We start from the raw sequence: 18789 nt of genomic DNA, 5'->3' as shown, positions 1-18789 counted from the left end.
CTGCTGCTCTGTGCGCCCGCCCAGCACATCACCGCCGACGTTCCAGAGAGGCACCGACATGCTTGAGACCGTCCGCGGACCACGCCAGCTGATAGTGGGCGAAGGGGTCGCGCAGAACATCCCACGAGTGGTGGCCGAGTGTGGCTCGCGAGTCCTCATCGTGACCGACCGGGTTCTTCTGGGGCAGCCGTGCGTGGCCGAGATCGTGGCCGCCGTACGGGAGAAGGTCGCAGTCGCCGGGGTGTTCGCCGACGCGACTCCGGACGTGCCACTCGCCGATGTCGCCCTGGCCGTCTCGGCCGCCGCGGAGGTGGACGCCGACGTGATCCTCGCCATCGGGGGTGGCACGGTGATCGACCTCGCCAAGATCGTCGGCGTCATCCGGCGCCACGGTGGGACGCCGCGCGACTTCTACGGCGAGTCGAAGGTGCCGGGGCCGACGATTCCTCTCGTCGCGGTCCCGACGACGTCAGGCACCGGCTCCGAGCTCACGCCCGTCTCGGTGCTGACCGACCCGGACCGCGAGCTGAAGGTGGGGGTCTCCAGCGTCCACATCGTGCCCGACTTCGCCATCGTCGACCCCGAGCTCACCTACACCTGCCCGGCGACCGTCACCGCCCACTCCGGCATCGACGCGTTCTGCCACGCGGTGGAGAGCTACACCGCGCGACCCCGGGCCCACGGACCGCGCGACCCGGTGGAGCAGGTCTTCCTCGGCCGCAACCCGATCACCGATCACTACGCGCTCCTGGCCGCGGAGCGGATCGCCCGCAGCCTGCCCCGTGCCGTCAGGGACGGAGGCGACAAGGACGCGCGCGCGGACATGTCCTATGGATCCATGCTGGCCGGGCTCGCGTTCTCCCACGCGGGCACCGCGGCTCCGCACGCCCTCCAGTACCCCATCGGCGCAGCCACCCACACGCCGCACGGCCTGGGCGTCGGGCTGCTGCTGCCCTACGCGCTGGACGCGGCCAGGGATGCCATCGGCGACCGGTTGGCCGTCCTCGCCGGGGTGTGCGGGCTCGACGTGACCGACGCCTCGGATGCCGAGGCCGCAGACGCGTTCCTCACCTGGCTCGACGGGCTCCTCGCCGGCATCGGCATCCCTGCCACCTTGGCGGACATCGGCGTGGCACGCGCCGACCTCCCGCGCTTCGCGGAGATGGCCGGTGGCGTCACCCGCCTGATCCAGAACCATCCAGGCCCGACCGACACCGCCAGCCTGACCGCGATCCTCGAAGCGGCCTGGATCGGGGACCGGACCCGGCACGTCCTGACTGTCGAGCAGAGATAGTGATGCATCGTGAACACGGCCGCGACGGTTCGGCCGGACTCCCCAACGTCCCGGGCGTTTCTCTCACGTATTCGGAGTGTCGAAGCGGCAGCCCCATCCGCGACCGATGTACCTGGTTGCGGATGGGGCTGCCTGAACGTACGACCGAGAACGCAGTCCTTGCGCTACTTGGCGGCTACCAGGTGGTCGAGGTTGAACCACCCGGCGTCACCGGAACCGTAGCTGACGCTGATCGTGTTGATACCCGCCACCAACTGCACCGGAATGGTCGCGTCGCCCCAGGTGTTCCAGCTCCCGGTGAGCGGAAGTGAGATTTGGTGAGGATCTCCGCCGTTTACCGACACCGATGCGCTCCGGGTGCCGGCCGGACCGTCAGGGCCGGCCGCGTAGCGGAGGTCCAGTGAGTACGTGCCCGCATCCTGGGCGACGATCCGCTGAGTCACGCTCGGCCCCCGTGTGGTGAAGCACGCGACGAAGCCCGATCCCGTATACCCGGGATGGTCCGTGGCCAGGCACGCTCCGCCGGACAGAGCGCCATCCTCAGCCTCGCAGACGTCCCCGACCTCACAGTGCAGCAACGCGTCGACAGAGTTCTTCACGGAGATGTCCTGCCCTTCCGACTTCGCCGTACCGACCGCCGTGAACCGGTAGTTGCCTCGGGGCAGATCGGCGGAGGTCGTCATCGTGTACCGCACGACAGTGCTCTGACCGGAGGCCAGCTTGGGCACGCCTGGGCACGCGGGCGCGTCACTGTCCGCGCAGGTGATGGTGAATCCGGGGGCCGGCTCGCCGTCCGGGGTGTAGGCGGCGAGACTCGTCCGGACGTCGCGATCCGTCTGCCCACCGCCGTTGACGAACGTCACCGGGACCGTGTAGGTGCTCCCGGGCTGCACGGCGGTCGGGGCGTCGAGAGAGATCGCCTGCGGTTCGGTCCAGGACAGATAGACGCTGTAGGCGTCGTGCTTCGACGCGAAGTCGAACGGCACCGTGATGGCATCGTTCTCGACCTTGACGTCCTGGCTGAAGGCAACCTGGCGCGCGTACAGGGGTGCCTGGTCAGGGATCCTGTAGACAGTGGCGTGCACGAGGCCGTCGCGGACCAGCCACGGCGTCGAGGACAGCCCCTTGAACGTTACGGCCATCGGCCCGACGTATGCGCCCTGAATGTCACCGAGCAGCGCCACAGCGCGCTTCTTCGCGGGGTCCTCGGACGCGGAAATCGCGGTCGACCCGACTTGTTCGGAGGTGGACACCAGCGTCCCGGTCAGGTCGGCGTAGGTTCGCATCGCCCACCAGTTTCCGTTGGGTGCCCAGCCGCTCGGGGTCTTGGTGAGCAGCCCGGTCAGGTTGGGGATGATGCAGCAACTCCAGTTTCCGCGCATGGCGTTGGCATAGTTCGACTGTGCCAGCCGGGCGTTGTACCAGGCGGTGTCTCCGGCGGTCTGCCGATCCGCGGGCTGGTACTCGTTGGCCGAGAGGGGCCGTTGGGCGATCCCGTTGGCGTCGAGTGCGTCCGCCAGGGACCGGCCGACGGTGACCGGGTCGTCCACGGTCCCCTCATCGTGGTTGGTGATCTCGTCCGGGACGGTGTTCGCGGCCTTGACATGGGCCAGGAAGGCCTGCCACTCCTCGGGCCGCCGCTCGGGGGTGTAGGCGAACGAAGGACCGGCGATCGTCGCAGCCGGGGCGATGCGCCGGATCTCGCGGTAGGCGCTGTCCCACATCTGGAAGTACTGGTCCGTGTTGACGCCCGGTCTCCAGAAGATGCTGAGGTCGGGCTCGTTCCAGATCTCGTAGGTGAACTTCTGGCCGGCGGCCTGGAGCTTGGCCACAGTCGCGTCGATGAACGTGATCCAGTTGCTGCAGTCGCCGTCGGTGCACGGCCACAGCGTGTTCGCCGGCGCCCCGCCGGTCGAACCGAACACATCACTGAGCAGGACCTGGTACTCGACCTTGTGACGGGGCGGGCGCTGCAGACGCTTCGCCTCGGCGATGACCGCGTCGATGTTGGCCTGGGTGCCTGGTCCGAAGGTGTACTTGTCCTTGATCCAGCCGCCCGCATACCAGCCGCCGCTGCGGTAGGCGTTGATCGTCAGCGGGTCGAGGTATTCGTCGGACGGTTGTAACCCGTCCTGGGTGACGCCGTAGAGAATGCCAAGACCCACCCCTGCAGACCGCTTCGTCTTCGCGGACAGATCGACGGTCAGCGCTTTCACGCTCGCAGAGCTGACGTTCGAGTCCGCCGAGGCGGGCTGCTGGCCGCTCACGCCCAAGGCGGCGGTGGCGACGAGTGCCCCGAGGACTGCGATCAGCTTTCTGCCGTTCAAGCCTCGGCGCTGGCCGTGTGACGCAGCTGTATCGTCGGGACGCCTGATTGTGGCCAAGCGTTGTGGATGAGCTGACATTCTTCCTTCTTTCGTGGACGGGCCGGCCACATCGCGGCCACGCGGGTCACGGGGGTCACGGGGTCACGGGGTCACGGTCAGCGCGAGCGCGGAGGCGAGGACGGCGTCCGGCGCGATCCTGCGTGCCCGCCGAGACAAGGGTGTGACCATGCGCCTTTCCCCTGGTGGTGCAGTAGGTCGAATCGATTCCGCGAACCGGTTCGACAAGACCATAAGCGTGTGCCGGCGGGATGGTCAAGAGCTGGAAAAGTCCCTGATACGTCCTCGCCATGCAGCCGTCATGCGACGCCGTGGACCCGGAAGCCGCGCAGGGCCTGGGGATCCAGTGCTGGTGTTCGAGGAGGACTCGACGGGGGAGGAGCCGGGGTCGGGCGTGGGGTCTCGCCGGTCCCGTGGTGCCGGGAAGGGAGATGGGCGGGGCGGCCGGGAGCCGGCGGTGCGGGCTGCCGGGATCGGCGCTGCGCTGGATTAGCGGTCGAACCGGTTCGTGAATCGGTCCGACTTGATCGAGAACAGCCGCTGGTCCCTCCCCAGACCCATGCGGCGATCGGGGCCGCCGACCACGCTTCGGGCTCAACGGAGGGTGGGGGGAGGACGCTCTTCGGAGGGGCCGGCCACGAGGTGCTCGGGGGTGACGCCTCCGGCCAGTTCGTCCAGCATGTCGATGAGGTGGGGGCAGTCGCGGGCGGGGTGCTCGGCAGGGCAGTCCAGCGCGGACGTGAGAAACCGCCGGGCCGCCTGAGCTCGGGCGATGAGGTCGTCCAGCTCCTGTAGTTGCCGGCCGGTGTCGTGCCGCCATCGGTCACGCGGCTGGTCGAGGACGGCGGCCGCCACCTCCAGGCGGATGCCGAGTCGCTGGACCATCCGTACGAACGCGAGGCGGCGCAGTTCCTCCGGCCCGTACACGCGGCGTCCCCGTTCGCGTCCGGCTGGCCGTACCAGACCGCGTTCCTCGTAGTAGCGCAGTGCCGAGGGGTTGAGGCCGAAGCGGCGGGCGGCCTCGCCGATGGGGATCGCGTTCATGACCCCATTTGACTTCAAGGCGGCTTGAACCGGGAACCTGGCCGGCATGAGGACGCCATCGATCTCGTCGTGGGCCTTCGACGCGCCCGTTCGGTCTCCGTTCGCGATGCCCACGGGTCTTCCGGGGCGGCTCGCCGGATGGCTGATGCTGCGCCTGAACGACCCGCGGGAACTGCTCGGCCTTCTCGACGTCCGGGAGGGCGACCACGTCTGCGAGGTCGGGTGCGGGCCGGGGGCGCTCATACGGGCGCTGGATCAGCAGACACGGGCGCAGACGATCCGCGGCCTCGATCCGTCCGCCGACATGCTCGCCATGGCGTCACGGCACAACGCGGCGGCCGTCGCGAGCGGTCGGGTGCTGCTGGGGCTCGGCACCGCCGACCGCACCGGCCAGGCCGACCAGAGCTTCGATCGCGTCGTCTCCGTCAACAACGTGGCCATGTGGCCGGACCTCGACGCGGGTCTGCGTGAGCTCCACCGGATCCTGCGGCCCGGTGGTGTCCTGCTGATCGCCTGGCACGGCGGAACGGCGCCCTCCGCGATCGCGAGGAGGAACTCCCTGCCCCCGCGCAAACTCGACCGGATTCACCACGCTCTGGAACGGCTCTTCTCTCTCGTGGAGCGCCGGGAACTGACGAAGATCACCGCCTTCACCGCGCAGAGGAGAAGCTGATCCCGGCCAGGCTCATGCCTTCCGCGAGAGCGCGCACAGACGAGCATCGCGTCAGACCGTGACGCCCTCGCCGCCCGGTGCATCCCGCCATGGCCGGGGACCGGGACTCGTTCGCGGCGCGCGGACGGCCGGCTCGCCGAGGGCGTGATCCACCGCACCCCTGTCCGGGGCGAGGCCGCCGTCACCGGGTCGCTCCCGACCATTCCCGGCGAGGCCCGCCGCCGGGTGCGGTCCTCATTCTGCCTGCAGGCCTCGAGACTTCCCGGTCTGGGACGGAGAGGCTGCCGGTGCGTTTTTGAAGACGATGACTCCCGTGTGCTCACCCATGGCACAGGTGAACGGGAGGCGTCCTGGAGGGCGTACGCCGAGGTCGACTACCGTCCGGCCAGTCGCAGGCAGGATCCGTTCGATGCTGAGGCTGGGAATGACGAAGTCCTGTGTGCAGTTCGTCGTCTCGTTCGTCACAAGCACGAGGCGGGTGCGCTGATTGGCCCGAGCGACGATGCGGTTGGGGGAGTACTCGTAGTTCCGGACCCTGATCTCAATGACCTGAGTCCCCATAGCGCTGTTGGTGAGGGCGCCGGCGGCTGTCGGCCTCGTCGCGAACGTGATCCTGCCAGTGTGCATCCCCATGGCACAGGTGTAGGTCAGGCTTCCGGGAGGTTGCAGGCCGAGGTCGATCGTGGTCTGTCCGGTTACGGGCAGGACCTTTTCGATGTTGAGGCTGGGGATGACGAAATCGCGGGCACAGCTCGTGGTCTTGTTCGTTCGGAGGACGAGTTTGGTGCGGCGCTCAGCATGCGCCGTCAGGGCGGCGGGGGAGTAGGAGTCGTTGCCCACTCCTATCTCGATGGTCTGCGGCCGATCGTCTCTTGCCGCTGACAGGGGGACTGCCGGTGGCGCCGCCGCGTCAGTGGGGCTCGTTGTGGCGGGGTTCCAACCGGCCAGCGTGAGGCCGGAGACGGTGGTGAAGGCGGCGACGGTCAGGAGGACGGCGCCGGTGGCCGTCCGCAGGCGGCCCTGCAGGATCTGTGTGGACTTGCGAAACAGATATCCCAGAAAGGTGAACAGCGGGACGGTGCCGAGCACGAACCCCGCCATGACCGCGGCACCGTCCTGGGGAGTGGCGGACGTGACGGCCAGGAGCTCCATGCTGAGGGTCACGCCGCAAGGAAGAAGGATGGTCGCCAGCCCCAGCAGCACCGGGGTAAGCATCCAGGTCGTTGCGGCGCTTTTCTGCACCAGCCGGGTCCAGGCTACCGGGGGCCTCGGCGCCAGCCGTCGCGCGATGCGCAGGCCGAACAGTTCGAGGGCGAAGAACACCATCAGGGCCGCCGCGACCAGCATGATCACAGCTCGGACGCGTGAGCTGAACTGGATGGCGGAACCGAAGGCACCGAGGGCGGCGCCGAGGAGGGCGTGGGAGACCAGCTTGCCGATGAGAAAGACGGCCACGGGCGCCAGCGATGGCGGAGGAGCCGCAGTCTGCGGATCGACGGCCGTTCTGCGGGTGACGGCGGCGGCGAGCAGACCGCCCTGAACCGCCGCGCAACTGGCGCCACCGGCGAGCAGCCCGGTCCCAACGCCAGTGACGAACAGGAATGCTGAGGACATGCGAATGCTCCCTTATGAACCTGACAGTGCCGGGTTGCCGGGCTATTGGGCGACCATCGTGAAAGCGGCGGTCGTGACAGAGCCCTGGTACTTGAAGTCGAGGAACAGGCGGTATGTGCCGGGACCGGGTGTTCCAAGACGGAAGCCGACGTCGGGACCCGAAGTGGTCGTGACCGGCTGCGCGATCTGGACGGCGAGGTCACCTTCGCGTAGTGCCACGAGGTGGGCGTAGCCATCCTGGTATGGCTGAAGGTCGGTGACCGGCAGGCCGTCGCGGCTGAAGGTGAAGGAGATGTCGTCGTCCTGGCCTGGGTGCAGCCAGCCGTTGACGCTGATGTCCAGGTCGTCGTGATCATCGTCGCCGTCTCCGACCTGGGCGGCGCGGGTCGGCGCCGCCGGCGACTGAGGAGTGTAGTAACCACCTGAAGCAAGATCGACGCCGAGCGTGAGGATCCTGCCCAGCGTCGCCGGGATGAACTGGACGAAAGCGCGGTAAGAGCCGGCGCTCGGCAGTCGTAGCGGGACCGACCAGGTGCCATCCGGGGACATGGTCGGATGCAGGTGCCGGTAGTTGGACAGATCGCGGCTGACGGCCACCAAGTGCATCGCTGCACCGTTCAGTCGTCGGAACTGGGTGACCGCGCGACCGTCTGGCCCGTGAATGGCGAAGGTCAGCGTGTCCTGATCGTGCAGCAATCTGGGGGCTGAGGGTGTAGCCGGAGTCGGAGACCAGGAGTCCGGCGGGCGTGGGGGAGGAGCGGGAGGCGGCGGGGGTGGTGGACATGGACCGTGAGGACATGGAGCGCATGTCATGGCGCTCTCTATCGGATGTCCCCGAGGTTCCGGCGGTTCCGAACAGGCCCGTGTGGCGGCCGGCGATCAGCGCCGCGACGAAGACGACCATCAGGGCGAGGAGGAACAGCACCACCCGGACGCGCCCACTCATGCCGGATCCACCGTGTAGCCCGCTGATTCGATCGCCGTTCGCAGGGCGTTGTCGGTAACGATTCCTTCGCTGGTCACCGTCACCTCACCGGTTGTGAGATCGACCCGAACTCTGTGGACCCCTTGGAGGTCTCCCAGGGCGGCGGAGACGCTGCTCGCGCACGAGCCGCAGCTCATGCCGATCACCCTCACCACAGTCGTTTTCATCGCCGGTCCCCCCACGTGCTCTACTAAATTGAATAGTAGATAGCTCCCTGACAGTTCTGCACTGAGACGATACCCGCAAGGGGTATCCGAGACCCTTACCATTGAGTAACTGAGAGGTTGCTCAGGGTAGCTGATGTGATCGAGACGCAACCCTGCTCGTGGGAGTCTCCGCCGACGAGCCCCGCGAGGCGGGAGGGACAGGTTACGGACGGCCTGGACGACGATGCGCCATCTGGCGATCACGGTCCTGCGGGTTGTCCCGTGAGGGGTTGGGGGTAGCTGCCACTCCTTGCTCGGTCGCCCCCCGCAGTGGCGAAAGCCCGAGGCTTGGTCTCAAAGCCACCTGCCGTCAAGGCGCACGTCCCGGTTCTTGCACGCTTGGGACTGAATCCGGCCGGCTGAGGACGTTGGCCCTCTCGTCGGAAGGATCACACCGACCGATGATCGTAGGGGCGGCTCGTGCATCACGCACAGGGCGGATCAAGTGAGGTGATCGAAATGATGTACTGGAACGGAATGAACGGCTGGGGTTACGCCCTGATGATGACCGGCAACGTCATCTTCTGGGGTGCGATGATCGCCGGCACCGTGCTGCTCGTCCGCCACCTCGCTCGGACACCCCATGCCCCGGTCGGTCCCGGCCTGCCATATGCACAGGAGGTTCTGGCGCAGCGTTACGCACGCGGCGAGATCGACACTGATGAGTACCAGACCCGCCTCGACGTGCTACGGCGCTCCCAACCCGAAGGATGAATGACCATGCACCGTGTCCCTTGTGGACGCGGAGCAACTGACCATTCACCAGGACATCCACACACCTGCCGGCCGGAAGGTCTCCTCCCTAACGTCTCGTCGGGTACGAGCTCTCGGCCGTCATGGATCAGGAATCAGGGCTCCGGCGAGCCGCGGTTCGCCGGAGCCCTTCCTCAGACCTCTGGAACGGCCCCGCTCCCGCTGTCCGCAGGAAGATCCGTCCCAAGGTTGCCCGACTTCACGTTTCAGCCTCTCACCGGCAGCTTGAGCAGTGACCGCTCTTACAGTGGCAGTTCTTGCAGCGGCAGTCCTGGCAGTGACAGCCCTTGCTGCGGTGCCCGAAGCTGCCATGGCTGTGGGTGATCGTCGTGGCGCTGGCGCTGGAGGTACAGGTCAAGGCTTCCAGGCACAGCGCTCCACCTGCCAGTGCAGTGCTGAGTGCCAGGCCGGCGATGATACTGCGGTAAGTGGGCATAGCGTTTCCTCCTTGAGGATAATTGCCCATAATCAGATACATCTCCTTGAATCCAAGGAAATGGCATTTGACGGCACTCCAGCAGCCATCTCCTGCAATGTCGTAATTGCCTGCTTCGAAAATCAATAAACGGACATCTAGGTGTTTTAGCCGCTTATTGAAGCTACTAGTGGCGATAATAGATAGTGCCTGGGGCGTTCATCCCAATACGACCTATAGGTCCGATAGCTCCCGGATCACGTACCCTGCCTGCTGACGGTTCGCACGACCGCTACCACGCGACCGTCTCTGGCGTGGAGGTCCGAAGAGGGCCCTTACGTGGCAACGGAGGGCCGTCTAGTGGCGCAAGGCGTCGCTACTATCACCGGTAAGAGCAGTGCGGGGAAACGAGGTGCCCCGAGGACCGGTGGCGGCGCTTCTCCGCGCAGTGTGCCATGGCGGATCGGGGCGGGCAGACGGTCGACACCCGGTTGTCCGACGGCCGCATTCCCCGGTGCGCCCTTCGCGTCAGGGGGTGAGGTCGTCCGGGGCCCGGCTGGTCAACCGGCTTCCGGCTGACGCGCACTGGCACCGCCTGGCCCTGCACAACCATGCCGACGGCGTCCCCGGCACGAGGAGCATCGCGGCCGCCCGCGAATGAGGAATGGGGCGCCGGGGAGCGTGAGTGATGCGGTCATGTCTGCTGGGCTGCTGCTGGCACTTGTGCCCACCACCGCGGGTAGTGCATCCGTGGGCCGGCACCGAAGGCGGGGACGACACCACAGGACGTGAAGAGGGGTGGTGGTCAGGGGGTCAGCACACCAGCGGCAGCAGGAGGCCCAGGGTGGCCAGCACAACCGGGACGCCGACGGCCGTGACGACTGCGATCCAGGACAGCGGCCGGGCATGTGACAGCCCGGGGAAGAGCTGGGGATAGGTCAATCTGGCGACCCGCAGTCTCGCGATCTGGGCGGTGGCGGGGTTGACGGCCAGAGCCCCTGTGGAACAGGAGGTGATGGCCAGTTTCTGCAGGGCTCCGATCAGTGGAGCCTTGCCGTGGCGTCGTACCGCGCTGTCGTCGGCGGCCAGTTCCAGCAGGCCGGGCAGGATGTCGTGGGCGAGCCGCAGCGTTCGCAGCCAGGGAAGGGCGGAATGCAGGGCGTCGGCCAGCATGAGGAGAAGGTGATGCCTCTGCCGCAGATGAGCGCGTTCATGAGCAAGCACCGCCTCCACCTCGGCCGCCTCCAACCGGTCGAGCGCGCCCGTGGTCACCACGATGGGCCGCTCGCGCGCCGGTAGACAGTAGATCAACGGCGTTGGATGGTCCAGCACACGGACATCCGGCGTTCCGGCGAGATCACGCGCGACCATGTCGAGCATCTCGCGGTGCGCGCGCCGCTCCCGGAGGGTGTGGACGACTCTGGGGACGGCCAGCCGGAGAGCGATTGCTCCCGCCGTGAGCAGGAGCGCGGATGTCAGCGCCGCCGCGAGGGTGATCGCATGCTTGTCGTCCAGGCAATCGGCGAGCCAGTCGACGAGGCGATGGCCGGGGGTCGACGGCCAGACGAGCCCCAGAAGGCCCAACCCGGCCAGGGCCAGGGCGGTGCCGGCAGTGGCGGCGGTCCACAGGGTGGCGGCGGTGCCCGGCAGACGCGCGGGCCACCGCGCTCGCATGAGTAGCGGCCCGGCGAGATGCCCGAGCAGGAGCACGCAGCAGGCCAAGGCGATGCTCGCGGCGATCATTTCGACGTCCTCCACCCTCTCAGGCCCCCGGTGAATATTCCCAGGAAGGGGTGGGTGGCCACACGAACACCACCCACCCCTTCCGGCGGCTACTGCAAGAGCTGCTTCATGGTGCGGATCTCCGCCGACTGGCTGGAGATGATGGACGCCGCCATCTGTATGGCCGGCTCGTAGACGCCGGCGCCTTGCTCTTCCTCGGCCATGGTGATGGCGCCATGGTGATGCTCGATCATCATCGTCAGGAACGCCCTGTCGAACGTGGTGCCGGAGAGGCCTTCGAGCTTCTTCATGTCCGTGCCGGACATCATGCCGGGCATTTCCATCCCCGGCATGTCGTGGTCCATCGGCATGGCGCTTTCACCGGGAGCCTGCACCCCCCAGCTCTCCAGCCAGCCGGTCATGGTCTGGATCTCGGGATCCTGGGCCGCCCTGATCTTCTGGGCCAGTTCCTTGACCTGGCTGCCGACGGCGCGGTCCTCGGCCAGTTTCGCCATCTCCACCGCCTGACGATGATGCGGGATCATCATCTGCGCGAACCAGACGTCCCTGTCGTTGTGGTCGGCCGCTGGGCTGGTGATGGGAGTCTGCGACTCGGTAGGCATCGCCGACATGGACGACATGGAGGACGCGTCGTGGACGGTGGTGTCGGCGGAGCCGCACGCGCCGCTCAGGAGACCGGCCCCGGCGAGCAGCGCCGAGGAAACGATGAGACGCTTCATTGGTGAACACCTTCTGTGCTTGATTCGGGACATTCAGCGATCGCTTCGACGGTGCGCGTACCGCCGAGCGCGCTTCTACACCCGGATCACACAGAGTTGAGCGAGGGTCGGCCCTCGGGGGCGGACGGTGGGCCCGCGCGGGAGGAACGGCCTCAAGAACGGCCGTATCGGCAGCGCGATGAAGCGGCTCGCGGCCGCCATGACGAGGAGAAGTAGTAGTAGAAGCAGTCCGGCAAGCAGGAACGCCAGACAGACCTGGCCGCCCCCGTGCCCGTCGTGGGGAGAGCGCTTACCGTCGCCGTGGCGCGTGTCGGCCGGCACCGGCATGCCGAGGCCGTTCGCATGCTCGTACTGCAGGGCCAGGACGCTTGGAGTCGGGATAGGGCCAGGTGAGGGCTGTAGGCCGTGCATGGCGAGCAGCCCGCCCAGGACGGCGGCCAGCAGGAAGGGCACGCTCCAACGAGCCGGCCTGCGCGCCACAGCGCCCGTAGTCACAGCCGACACACTACCGGCTGTCCCATCTCCTGGACTCACACCGCGGTGGAGTGCCCGCACTGAACGTGGTGATCATCCCTTTTCCTCTGGATCTGATCTACTATCCTGTGTAGGGAGGCATGTCGAGGGCGGAGGAGACGTGCGCGAGTTCGGCAGACTCGAGGCGGCGATCATGGACTGCGTGTGGGATCTCGGCCGCCCGGTGTCCGTGCGTGACGTCCTGACCGAACTCCAGAAGAGCCGCGACATCGCCTACACCACGGTGATGACGGTGATGGACACCTTGCACACGAAGGGCTGGCTGCGCCGCTGGATGGAAGGCCGTGCGTACAGCTACGAGGCCGTCGCCTCACGGGAGGCGTACACGGCGCGTCTGATGCGGGGAGCGCTCGCCACAAGCAACAACCAGGCTGCGGCGTTCGTCCACTTCCTCGCTGAACTGACGCCGTCGGAGGCGGAGGCGCTCCGTCAGGCCCTGAAGATCGTGCCGCAGGGGTGAATTCCGGCCGTTGAGGTAGACGCGGGCGCGACGTTCGCAATGCCGGTGTCTCAGATGGAACGTCAGACCGGTACGTGTGGTTCTGCCTCCACGCCGATTCTGTCCCTCACCATGGCCTGGAAGTGCGGACAGGAGGTGAAGTCCTCGTGATCGCAGTTCAGCGCGGACCGGATGAGGTCGAGTGAGGCTTCAGCCTCTGCGATGCGCCGCACCAGATCGCCCTCCAGGCGCTGCAGGATCGCCTGCCGTGCGGTCGGCTCCCTGGTCGCGATCATCTCCCGGATGTCGTCGAGCCCGAACCCTGCCTCCTTCGCTCGCAGGATGACCGCGATGCGGTAGAGGTCGTCGGGGCCGTACCGGCGGCGGTCGCCCTCCGCCCGGGCCGGTTCCAGCAGCCCGACGGACTCCCAGTGGCGCAGGACGTGCGCGGCCAGGCCGAAACGTTCCGCCACCTGACCGATGCTCAACGCCGAGGAGTCCGGGCTTGACTTCATGTCGACATTAAGTCGCATCGTGGCTCGCATGTCCAACGACACCACCACCACCGACGTCCCTGCCGACGACCTCGATCCGCTCATCCGGATGCTCGACGTCGCCGACGCCGTCCCCGGCGCGGCAGACCTCCGTGCCCGATCGTACGAGCTGCTGGGCATCGCCCCCGGCGTTTCGGTTGTCGACGTGGGATGCGGCACCGGCCGCGCCGTTGCGGAGATGAACGAGCGGGGCGCGCATGCCCTCGGCGTCGACGCCGGCAAGCATATGATCGCTGAGGGCCGTCGGCGTTGGCCTCGGCTGGATCTGCGTGTGGGCGACGCCTGCCACTTGTCCTTGCCGGATGGCGCGGTGGGGGCCTACCGGGCGGACAAGGTGTACCACGAGCTCGACGACCCGGCGAAGGCGCTCGTCGAGGCATCCCGTGTGCTTACTCCTGCTGGGCGTATCGTTCTCATCGGCCAGGACTGGGACGGCTTCATCATCGACTCTGACACTCCTGCGATCACCCGCACCATCGTCCACGCGCGCGCCGACACCGTTCCGAACCCACGCGTCGCTCGCGCTTACCGCACCCTGCTGCTCGAAGCCGGCTTCCAGGACGTGTCGGTCGAGGTGCGCACCGGCGTCTTCACCGACGCCACCATGCTTCCGATGCTGTCGGGCATCGCCGATGCCGTATGCGCGACAGGGACGATCGACCGAGAGCAGGCCGACACATGGATCGCAGAGCAAACGGCCCGGGCTGGAGCGGGGCGGCTCTTCCTCGCCATACCGATATTCCTGGCAGCCGCACGGCGAGCCTGACGAGAACGCCTCCCGTTGAACGGCGCGGAGCATGGTCCATTCGAGCGCCGCAGGATCCCTGTGGAGTGGGAAGCTGTAAGAGAAGCACGGGTGTCCCCGAGCTTGTCAGGTCTGGTCGGCACCGTCCCCGCGTCGGTCGTGAGCCGTCCCTCCGAAATCGAGGGGAGCCGGGGCGTTCAGTCCGGCCAGGGTGACGGCGACCAGGCGGTGGACGGCGTCCGGGCAGCCGAGGGTGCCGGCCGCTGTGAGAGCGTGCAGGCAGTAGCCGGCCAGTTCGTCCGCAGCCACGTCGTCGCGGAGGTCCCCGTCCTCGGCGGCCTCGGCGATCAGCTTTCGCACGAACTCCCGTAGTCGTTGCTGCCCGCGGTCGACGTGTTCGCCGCGATGCAGCATCGTGGCGAGCTCGCCGCCGTGGTGGCGCGCTGAGTGGTACTGGATCTGCGCGAAGGTCTGCAGGGCCGCCTGCAGGCGTACGAAAGCCGGCTCGGCTGGATCAGCGGCCGCGGTGAGCCGGTCGAGATGTGCGGTGATCTGGCGTTCGTGCCACGCGGTGAGGACGGCCTGGGCGTCGGGGAAGTACTTGTACAGCGTCGCACGCCCGACGCCAGCCTTTTCGGCGATCTGCGACATCGTCAGCGAGACCAGCCCGTGCTCGGCCACCAGCGCCGCCATGGCATCCAACGCGGCATCCCGGACGGCGGCACGGTGCGCGTCGATGGTCTCGGTCCACAGTTTCGGCACGTCCAGAGCATACACCCTGTCGCGTACGATTCACTCTGCTATTGCCGTAGACAGTGTGTATCGATAAATTGAGCGCTCCAAGAGGCGCTATGCGCGGCATCCGGCAAGAAGGACGGGGGGTCCACATGTAGGGCACTCACCCGGACCTGATCCTCGCCCACTCGGCCCTCAGCCGCCAGACAGCTGTAACCAGCCCTTTCCAGACAGGAATACCATGCCGATCCTGCAAGCTCACATCCGGACCGAGCGGGCCAGTCGCTACCTCGTCCAGTTCTGCAAGCACGCCGCCGCCATGGGCGGCGGCGGTCACACCTCCCGAATGCACCTGCACGGGCCGATGGCCCGCAGCGAGGTGCGGGTGGCGGCCGAGTGGTCGGAAATGAGGGGGACCGTCACCTTCACCCCCTGTGGGCAGTGCACGCTGGTCGCGGATTCCGGAACCCTCATGCTGCGCATCGAGGCGGCCGACGAGGACGGTCTGGTCCAGATTCGCGACGTCATCACGCGCGACTTCGAGCGGTTCAGTCGCCGCGACCCGATGACGGTCACCTGGGAGCGGGTGGAAACGTCTGACCCCGGCTCATTTCGACCCGCCGGCGCCCTGACCCCGACCCATCAGCGTGGCTTTCCGCGATCGAAGCTCCAGAGCATCCTCCTCGCCCTGGCCATCGTCGTGGTCATCGCTCTGCACGTCGGCTTGGCCGGCACCGTCGTGGCGGAGTCGCTATGGACCGGCGCTGCCGTCAACATCGTCCTCGCGCTCATTGTGATGAAGATCGCGCTGTTCGCGTGGGCCCGCATCGGAACCCGGCGCCGCAGGAGCATCAAGAGGGCCGACCACACCTCAACATCCTTCTGACGACGACGGGCCTTGGCGTCCGCGGTACGGGCGCAACGTGCCCAGTGCGGCACAGTTGAGGGTCGTCCTCGATGCCCGGAGATGCTTACCTGTTCGACGAACGCCTTGACGATCAACCATGTCCACTGAGCAACGGGACCTTCACGGCTCAATAGACGGTTAGGCAGCACCAGTGTGAATTCCTCAACCAGAGGAAGCGGCGGCGCGCCGCCAGGCGGCGTTGCGCAGCAGGCGCAGCCCGTTGATTCCGACCCCTGCTCGGCGGCGGCCAGCGTGAGCAGCCGTTCTTCCGTGAGGTCGGGCGCCTCGGCCAGAAGGCGGACATCAGTCAGGTGCGGCCGGCCCTCGGTGAGGGTGCCCGTCTTGTCGAAGGCGACCCGGCTGACGATGCCGAGCTGCTCCATCACCACAGCGGACTTGATCAGCATGCCCTGACGACCGGCGGTGGCGGCCAGCAGCGGGGGCATGGTGGCCAGAACCACCGCGCACGGCGACGCGACGATCATGAAGGTCATCGCACGCAGGAGGCTGTCCTGCAGCGCCTCGCCCCAGATGAGGGGGATCGCGAACAGTGCGAGGGTGGCGGTGACCATGAGGATCGAGTAGCGCTGCTCGACCTTCTCGATGAACAACTGGGTGCAGGCCTTGGTGGCGCCGGCTAGCTCGACCATGGCCACGATCCGCGCGATCAACGTCTCCGTCGCGGGGCGCGTCACCTCGACGTGGAGGAGTCCGGTGCCGTTCAGGGTACCCGCGAACACCTCGTCACCGGGGTGCTTGTCGGCCGGCAGGCTCTCCCGGTGATGCTCGCCTGGTCGACGGCGCTCGTCCCGGCGACGACCGCGCCGTCCGCGCCGATGCGTTCTCCGGGCCGAACCAGAATCACGTCGCCGACCCGTAGGTCGGCGGCCTCGACCCGCTCCTCCCCGACGGGGGTCAGCCGGGTGGCGTGGTCGGGCGCCAGGTCCAGCAGGTCTCGTACGGAGTCCTCGGTGCGTTTGGCGGCCAGCGCTTCCAGCGCGCCGGAGGTGGCGAAGATGACGATCAGCAACGCTCCATCGAAAACCTGGCCGATCGCGGCGGCGCCGACGGCGGCGGCGACCATGGTACGGCGGTGCGGCGGTCGGGGCTGTTGGGATGCCGGTGAGCGGTCCTGACAGCGGGCGAAGCCGGGCCCCGGCGTTGGCCGGGCGATGCCGGGGCCGGAAGCCAGGGCCCCGACCGCGGCCGGGGGCCTGTCGAGGTGGGGGTCTCAACGCCTCCCCTGGCGAGGACACCGTGGAAACATGGATGACGTGGGCGTCACCTTGCGGAGGATCTCGCGGCTGGCGGAGCAGACGCCCCCCTCTCGGGAGCGGTTCATCGACCTGCTGCGGGCGTTGTCGATCGTCGCCGTGGTGCTTGGGCACTGGCTGGCGACGGTGGTGGGTTACGACCGGCGAGGTGACCTGACCGGGCGGTCCGCCCTGCCGGAGCTGCCGTGGGCGCACCCGCTCACCTGGGTCGTTCAGGTGATGCCGGTGTTCTTCCTCGTGGGCGGGTACGCCAACGCGGTGTCGTTGGCCGCCGAGCGCCGCCGCGGCGGAGGTGCCGCGGAGTGGGTGCTCAATCGCACCGGCCGGTTGGTGCCGCCGACGAACGCTCTGGTGCTGGTGATGGCCGGGGGTGCGCTGGTCGCCCGTGTGTTCGGCGCCGACCCGAGCCGGGTTCGTCTGGTGGTCTGGTTCGCCTCGATCCCGCTGTGGTTCCTGGTGGCGTACTTCATGGTGGTGGTGCTCACTCCGCCGATGTACGCCCTGCACCGGCGTTTCGGGCTGGCGGTTCCGCTCGCCCTGACCGGTCTTGTGGCGCTCGGCGACCTTGCCCGCCTCTTCGGTCAGGCGGTGTGGGGCCAGGGCAGCTTCCTGTTCGGCTGGCTGGCGATTCACCAGATGGGCTTCGCCTGGCGTGACGGGAGGCTGCCGGCCCGTCCCGGGGTGGCGTTGCCGCTGCTGGCCGGGGGAATCGTCATGCTTGTCGTGCTCACGGTGGCCGGTCCCTACCCGATCAGCATGATCAATATTCCGGGCGAGCGGCTGCACAACATGTCACCTCCGAGCCTGGCTCTGCTGTCGGTCGCCGCCACTCAGCTCGGCATGGCGCTGCTGCTGCGGGATCGGGCCGAGCGGTGGCTGCGTCACACGGGCCCCTGGACGGCCGTGGTGGCCGTCAACGCGGTGATTCTGACGATCTTTCTCTGGCACATGGCCGCCATGATCCTGGTCACCGGACTGCTGCACCTCGCAGGCGTCCTTCCCGTGGCGGTGCCGGGATCGGCCGGCTGGCTGGCCTGGCGGATCCCCTGGCTGGCCATGTGCGCCCTCGTCCTGGCGTTCCTCGTCGCGGTCTTCGGGCCGATCGAGATCAACGGCGCCCGCCGCCGTACCACCCGGCAGGCGTCAGCGGTGCCGGGCGGTCCGGCCCTCACGCGGGTCCGCCCGGTCCTGCGCCTGACGCTCACCCTCGCGGGATGTGCCGGCATCGCCTTCGCGCTGCTCGCCAACAGTCTGACGCCCGCCACCAGCCCGGCGGCGTGGGGGATTCCGGCGGTCCCGCTCATCGTCTACCTCGTCAGCGCGTCGGTCCTGCGGTGTCTCCGCGCGTCACCTCGACAGCGGGACGCGCCGCGGCAGCGTCGGTGACTCGACGCTGCGCCGACCGACATGGATGCGGCGTATGCGGAGAGTTCCCGTACCATCCGGAGAACGGGTGATCCGCGTCGGTCAGCGCAACGGCGGCGGAATGGGCGACTTCGTCCTGCTCGACGACGTGCGCTTGACCGATCCCGACGGCACGGAGCTGTACCGCAGCGACTTCGCCGACTGGGACGCGGCCAAGGGCTGGATCACCGAGGGCGCCCTGGTGTTCGGCGCCAAGGACCCCGGTCGAGCTTCGAGTTCCCGTGGCGCTGGCAGGCCGCGTCCGGCACGTGGAAGGTCGTCAACACCGGCGCCTTCACCAGCGGTGAGACCGGCTACTACACCGGCGCGGCCGGCGACGCCGACGCCCTGGTCACCGCGGGAGGCG

Annotated in this window: 18 protein-coding genes and 1 pseudogene; 8 read left to right on the top strand and 11 right to left on the bottom strand. The window is 67.9% G+C overall.

Going from position 1 to position 18789, the window contains the following annotated elements; all coding sequences use genetic code 11:
- Positions 1–58 precede the first annotated feature (58 nt).
- Positions 59–1294 carry an iron-containing alcohol dehydrogenase gene (locus tag MPTA5024_RS07365; protein ID WP_036320996.1) on the top strand — a complete coding sequence of 412 codons (1236 nt, stop codon included), beginning with the start codon at positions 59–61 and terminating at the stop codon, positions 1292–1294.
- A gap of 164 nt (positions 1295–1458) precedes the next feature.
- Here MPTA5024_RS07365 and MPTA5024_RS07360 read toward each other — a convergent pair whose 3' ends face one another.
- Both MPTA5024_RS07360 and MPTA5024_RS07355 read right to left on the bottom strand, forming a co-directional pair.
- The gene (locus MPTA5024_RS07360; protein ID WP_055725762.1) at positions 1459–3621 is read right to left on the bottom strand and encodes a CBM35 domain-containing protein; all 2163 of its coding nucleotides are present in this window, start codon (positions 3619–3621) and stop codon (positions 1459–1461) included.
- Between the two features lie 651 nt (positions 3622–4272).
- Positions 4273–4722 carry a MerR family transcriptional regulator gene (locus MPTA5024_RS07355; RefSeq protein ID WP_036320994.1) on the bottom strand — a complete coding sequence of 150 codons (450 nt, stop codon included), beginning with the start codon at positions 4720–4722 and terminating at the stop codon, positions 4273–4275.
- A 46-nt stretch (positions 4723–4768) separates the two neighbouring features.
- On the opposite strand from MPTA5024_RS07355, the gene MPTA5024_RS07350 reads away from it, so the two are divergent.
- On the top strand, positions 4769–5395 hold the full coding sequence (locus MPTA5024_RS07350) for a class I SAM-dependent methyltransferase (protein ID WP_051457810.1): 627 nt from the start codon (positions 4769–4771) through the stop codon (positions 5393–5395).
- A gap of 234 nt (positions 5396–5629) precedes the next feature.
- Here the strand turns inward: MPTA5024_RS07350 and MPTA5024_RS07345 are convergent, their stop codons facing one another.
- The 3 genes from MPTA5024_RS07345 to MPTA5024_RS07335 all read right to left on the bottom strand — a co-directional run bounded on the left by MPTA5024_RS07345 (position 5630) and on the right by MPTA5024_RS07335 (position 8161).
- The gene (locus MPTA5024_RS07345; RefSeq protein ID WP_063794633.1) at positions 5630–7009 is read right to left on the bottom strand and encodes a cupredoxin domain-containing protein; all 1380 of its coding nucleotides are present in this window, start codon (positions 7007–7009) and stop codon (positions 5630–5632) included.
- A 42-nt stretch (positions 7010–7051) separates the two neighbouring features.
- A complete protein-coding gene (locus MPTA5024_RS07340) occupies positions 7052–7705 on the bottom strand; it encodes a hypothetical protein (protein WP_157099319.1) in 654 nt (217 codons plus the stop codon).
- Between the two features lie 246 nt (positions 7706–7951).
- Positions 7952–8161 (bottom strand): heavy-metal-associated domain-containing protein, encoded by a 210-nt coding sequence (locus tag MPTA5024_RS07335; RefSeq protein ID WP_036320992.1) that lies wholly within the window; start codon positions 8159–8161, stop codon positions 7952–7954.
- A gap of 498 nt (positions 8162–8659) precedes the next feature.
- Between MPTA5024_RS07335 and MPTA5024_RS07330 the strand changes: the two genes are divergently transcribed.
- Together MPTA5024_RS07330 and MPTA5024_RS44180 are read left to right on the top strand one after the other, a co-directional pair.
- Positions 8660–8914 carry an SHOCT domain-containing protein gene (locus MPTA5024_RS07330; RefSeq protein WP_036323515.1) on the top strand — a complete coding sequence of 85 codons (255 nt, stop codon included), beginning with the start codon at positions 8660–8662 and terminating at the stop codon, positions 8912–8914.
- Positions 8915–9903: 989 nt separating this feature from the next.
- Positions 9904–10029, top strand: coding sequence for a hypothetical protein (locus MPTA5024_RS44180; RefSeq protein WP_269750550.1), 126 nt, complete (start codon positions 9904–9906; stop codon positions 10027–10029).
- 152 nt (positions 10030–10181) lie between these two features.
- On the opposite strand, the gene MPTA5024_RS07325 is transcribed toward MPTA5024_RS44180, so the two are convergent.
- From MPTA5024_RS07325 to MPTA5024_RS44600, 3 genes are all read right to left on the bottom strand, one after another.
- On the bottom strand, positions 10182–11111 hold the full coding sequence (locus tag MPTA5024_RS07325) for a M56 family metallopeptidase (RefSeq protein WP_036320990.1): 930 nt from the start codon (positions 11109–11111) through the stop codon (positions 10182–10184).
- Between the two features lie 89 nt (positions 11112–11200).
- A complete protein-coding gene (locus MPTA5024_RS07320) occupies positions 11201–11830 on the bottom strand; it encodes a DUF305 domain-containing protein (RefSeq protein ID WP_084369479.1) in 630 nt (209 codons plus the stop codon).
- Positions 11831–11905: 75 nt separating this feature from the next.
- Positions 11906–12283, bottom strand: coding sequence for a DUF6153 family protein (locus tag MPTA5024_RS44600; protein WP_442922030.1), 378 nt, complete (start codon positions 12281–12283; stop codon positions 11906–11908).
- Between the two features lie 181 nt (positions 12284–12464).
- Between MPTA5024_RS44600 and MPTA5024_RS41920 the strand changes: the two genes are divergently transcribed.
- Positions 12465–12824, top strand: coding sequence for a BlaI/MecI/CopY family transcriptional regulator (locus tag MPTA5024_RS41920; protein ID WP_036320985.1), 360 nt, complete (start codon positions 12465–12467; stop codon positions 12822–12824).
- A 62-nt stretch (positions 12825–12886) separates the two neighbouring features.
- Here the strand turns inward: MPTA5024_RS41920 and MPTA5024_RS07305 are convergent, their stop codons facing one another.
- Entirely contained in the window at positions 12887–13369 is a 483-nt protein-coding gene (locus MPTA5024_RS07305) for a MerR family transcriptional regulator (protein WP_232326265.1), read from the bottom strand.
- Between MPTA5024_RS07305 and MPTA5024_RS07300 the strand changes: the two genes are divergently transcribed.
- On the top strand, positions 13347–14123 hold the full coding sequence (locus MPTA5024_RS07300) for a methyltransferase domain-containing protein (RefSeq protein ID WP_036323513.1): 777 nt from the start codon (positions 13347–13349) through the stop codon (positions 14121–14123). The genes MPTA5024_RS07305 and MPTA5024_RS07300 overlap by 23 nt on opposite strands.
- A 105-nt stretch (positions 14124–14228) precedes the next feature.
- Here the strand turns inward: MPTA5024_RS07300 and MPTA5024_RS07295 are convergent, their stop codons facing one another.
- A complete protein-coding gene (locus tag MPTA5024_RS07295) occupies positions 14229–14864 on the bottom strand; it encodes a TetR/AcrR family transcriptional regulator (RefSeq protein ID WP_051457808.1) in 636 nt (211 codons plus the stop codon).
- Between the two features lie 214 nt (positions 14865–15078).
- Between MPTA5024_RS07295 and MPTA5024_RS44595 the strand changes: the two genes are divergently transcribed.
- Entirely contained in the window at positions 15079–15723 is a 645-nt protein-coding gene (locus tag MPTA5024_RS44595) for a DUF2218 domain-containing protein (RefSeq protein WP_084369476.1), read from the top strand.
- A 503-nt stretch (positions 15724–16226) separates the two neighbouring features.
- Here the strand turns inward: MPTA5024_RS44595 and MPTA5024_RS44590 are convergent.
- Positions 16227–16828, bottom strand: a pseudogene (locus tag MPTA5024_RS44590) (HAD-IC family P-type ATPase); the annotation flags it as partial.
- 181 nt (positions 16829–17009) lie between these two features.
- On the opposite strand from MPTA5024_RS44590, the gene MPTA5024_RS07280 reads away from it, so the two are divergent.
- Positions 17010–18404 (top strand): acyltransferase family protein, encoded by a 1395-nt coding sequence (locus MPTA5024_RS07280; RefSeq protein WP_198166994.1) that lies wholly within the window; start codon positions 17010–17012, stop codon positions 18402–18404.
- Positions 18405–18789: the final 385 nt, after the last annotated feature.

Source organism: Microbispora sp. ATCC PTA-5024, from assembly GCF_000511135.2.
GTDB lineage: Bacteria > Actinomycetota > Actinomycetes > Streptosporangiales > Streptosporangiaceae > Microbispora > Microbispora corallina.
Note: the sequence above shows the minus strand (reverse complement) of the source record. Positions and strands in the feature narration are given on the sequence as shown.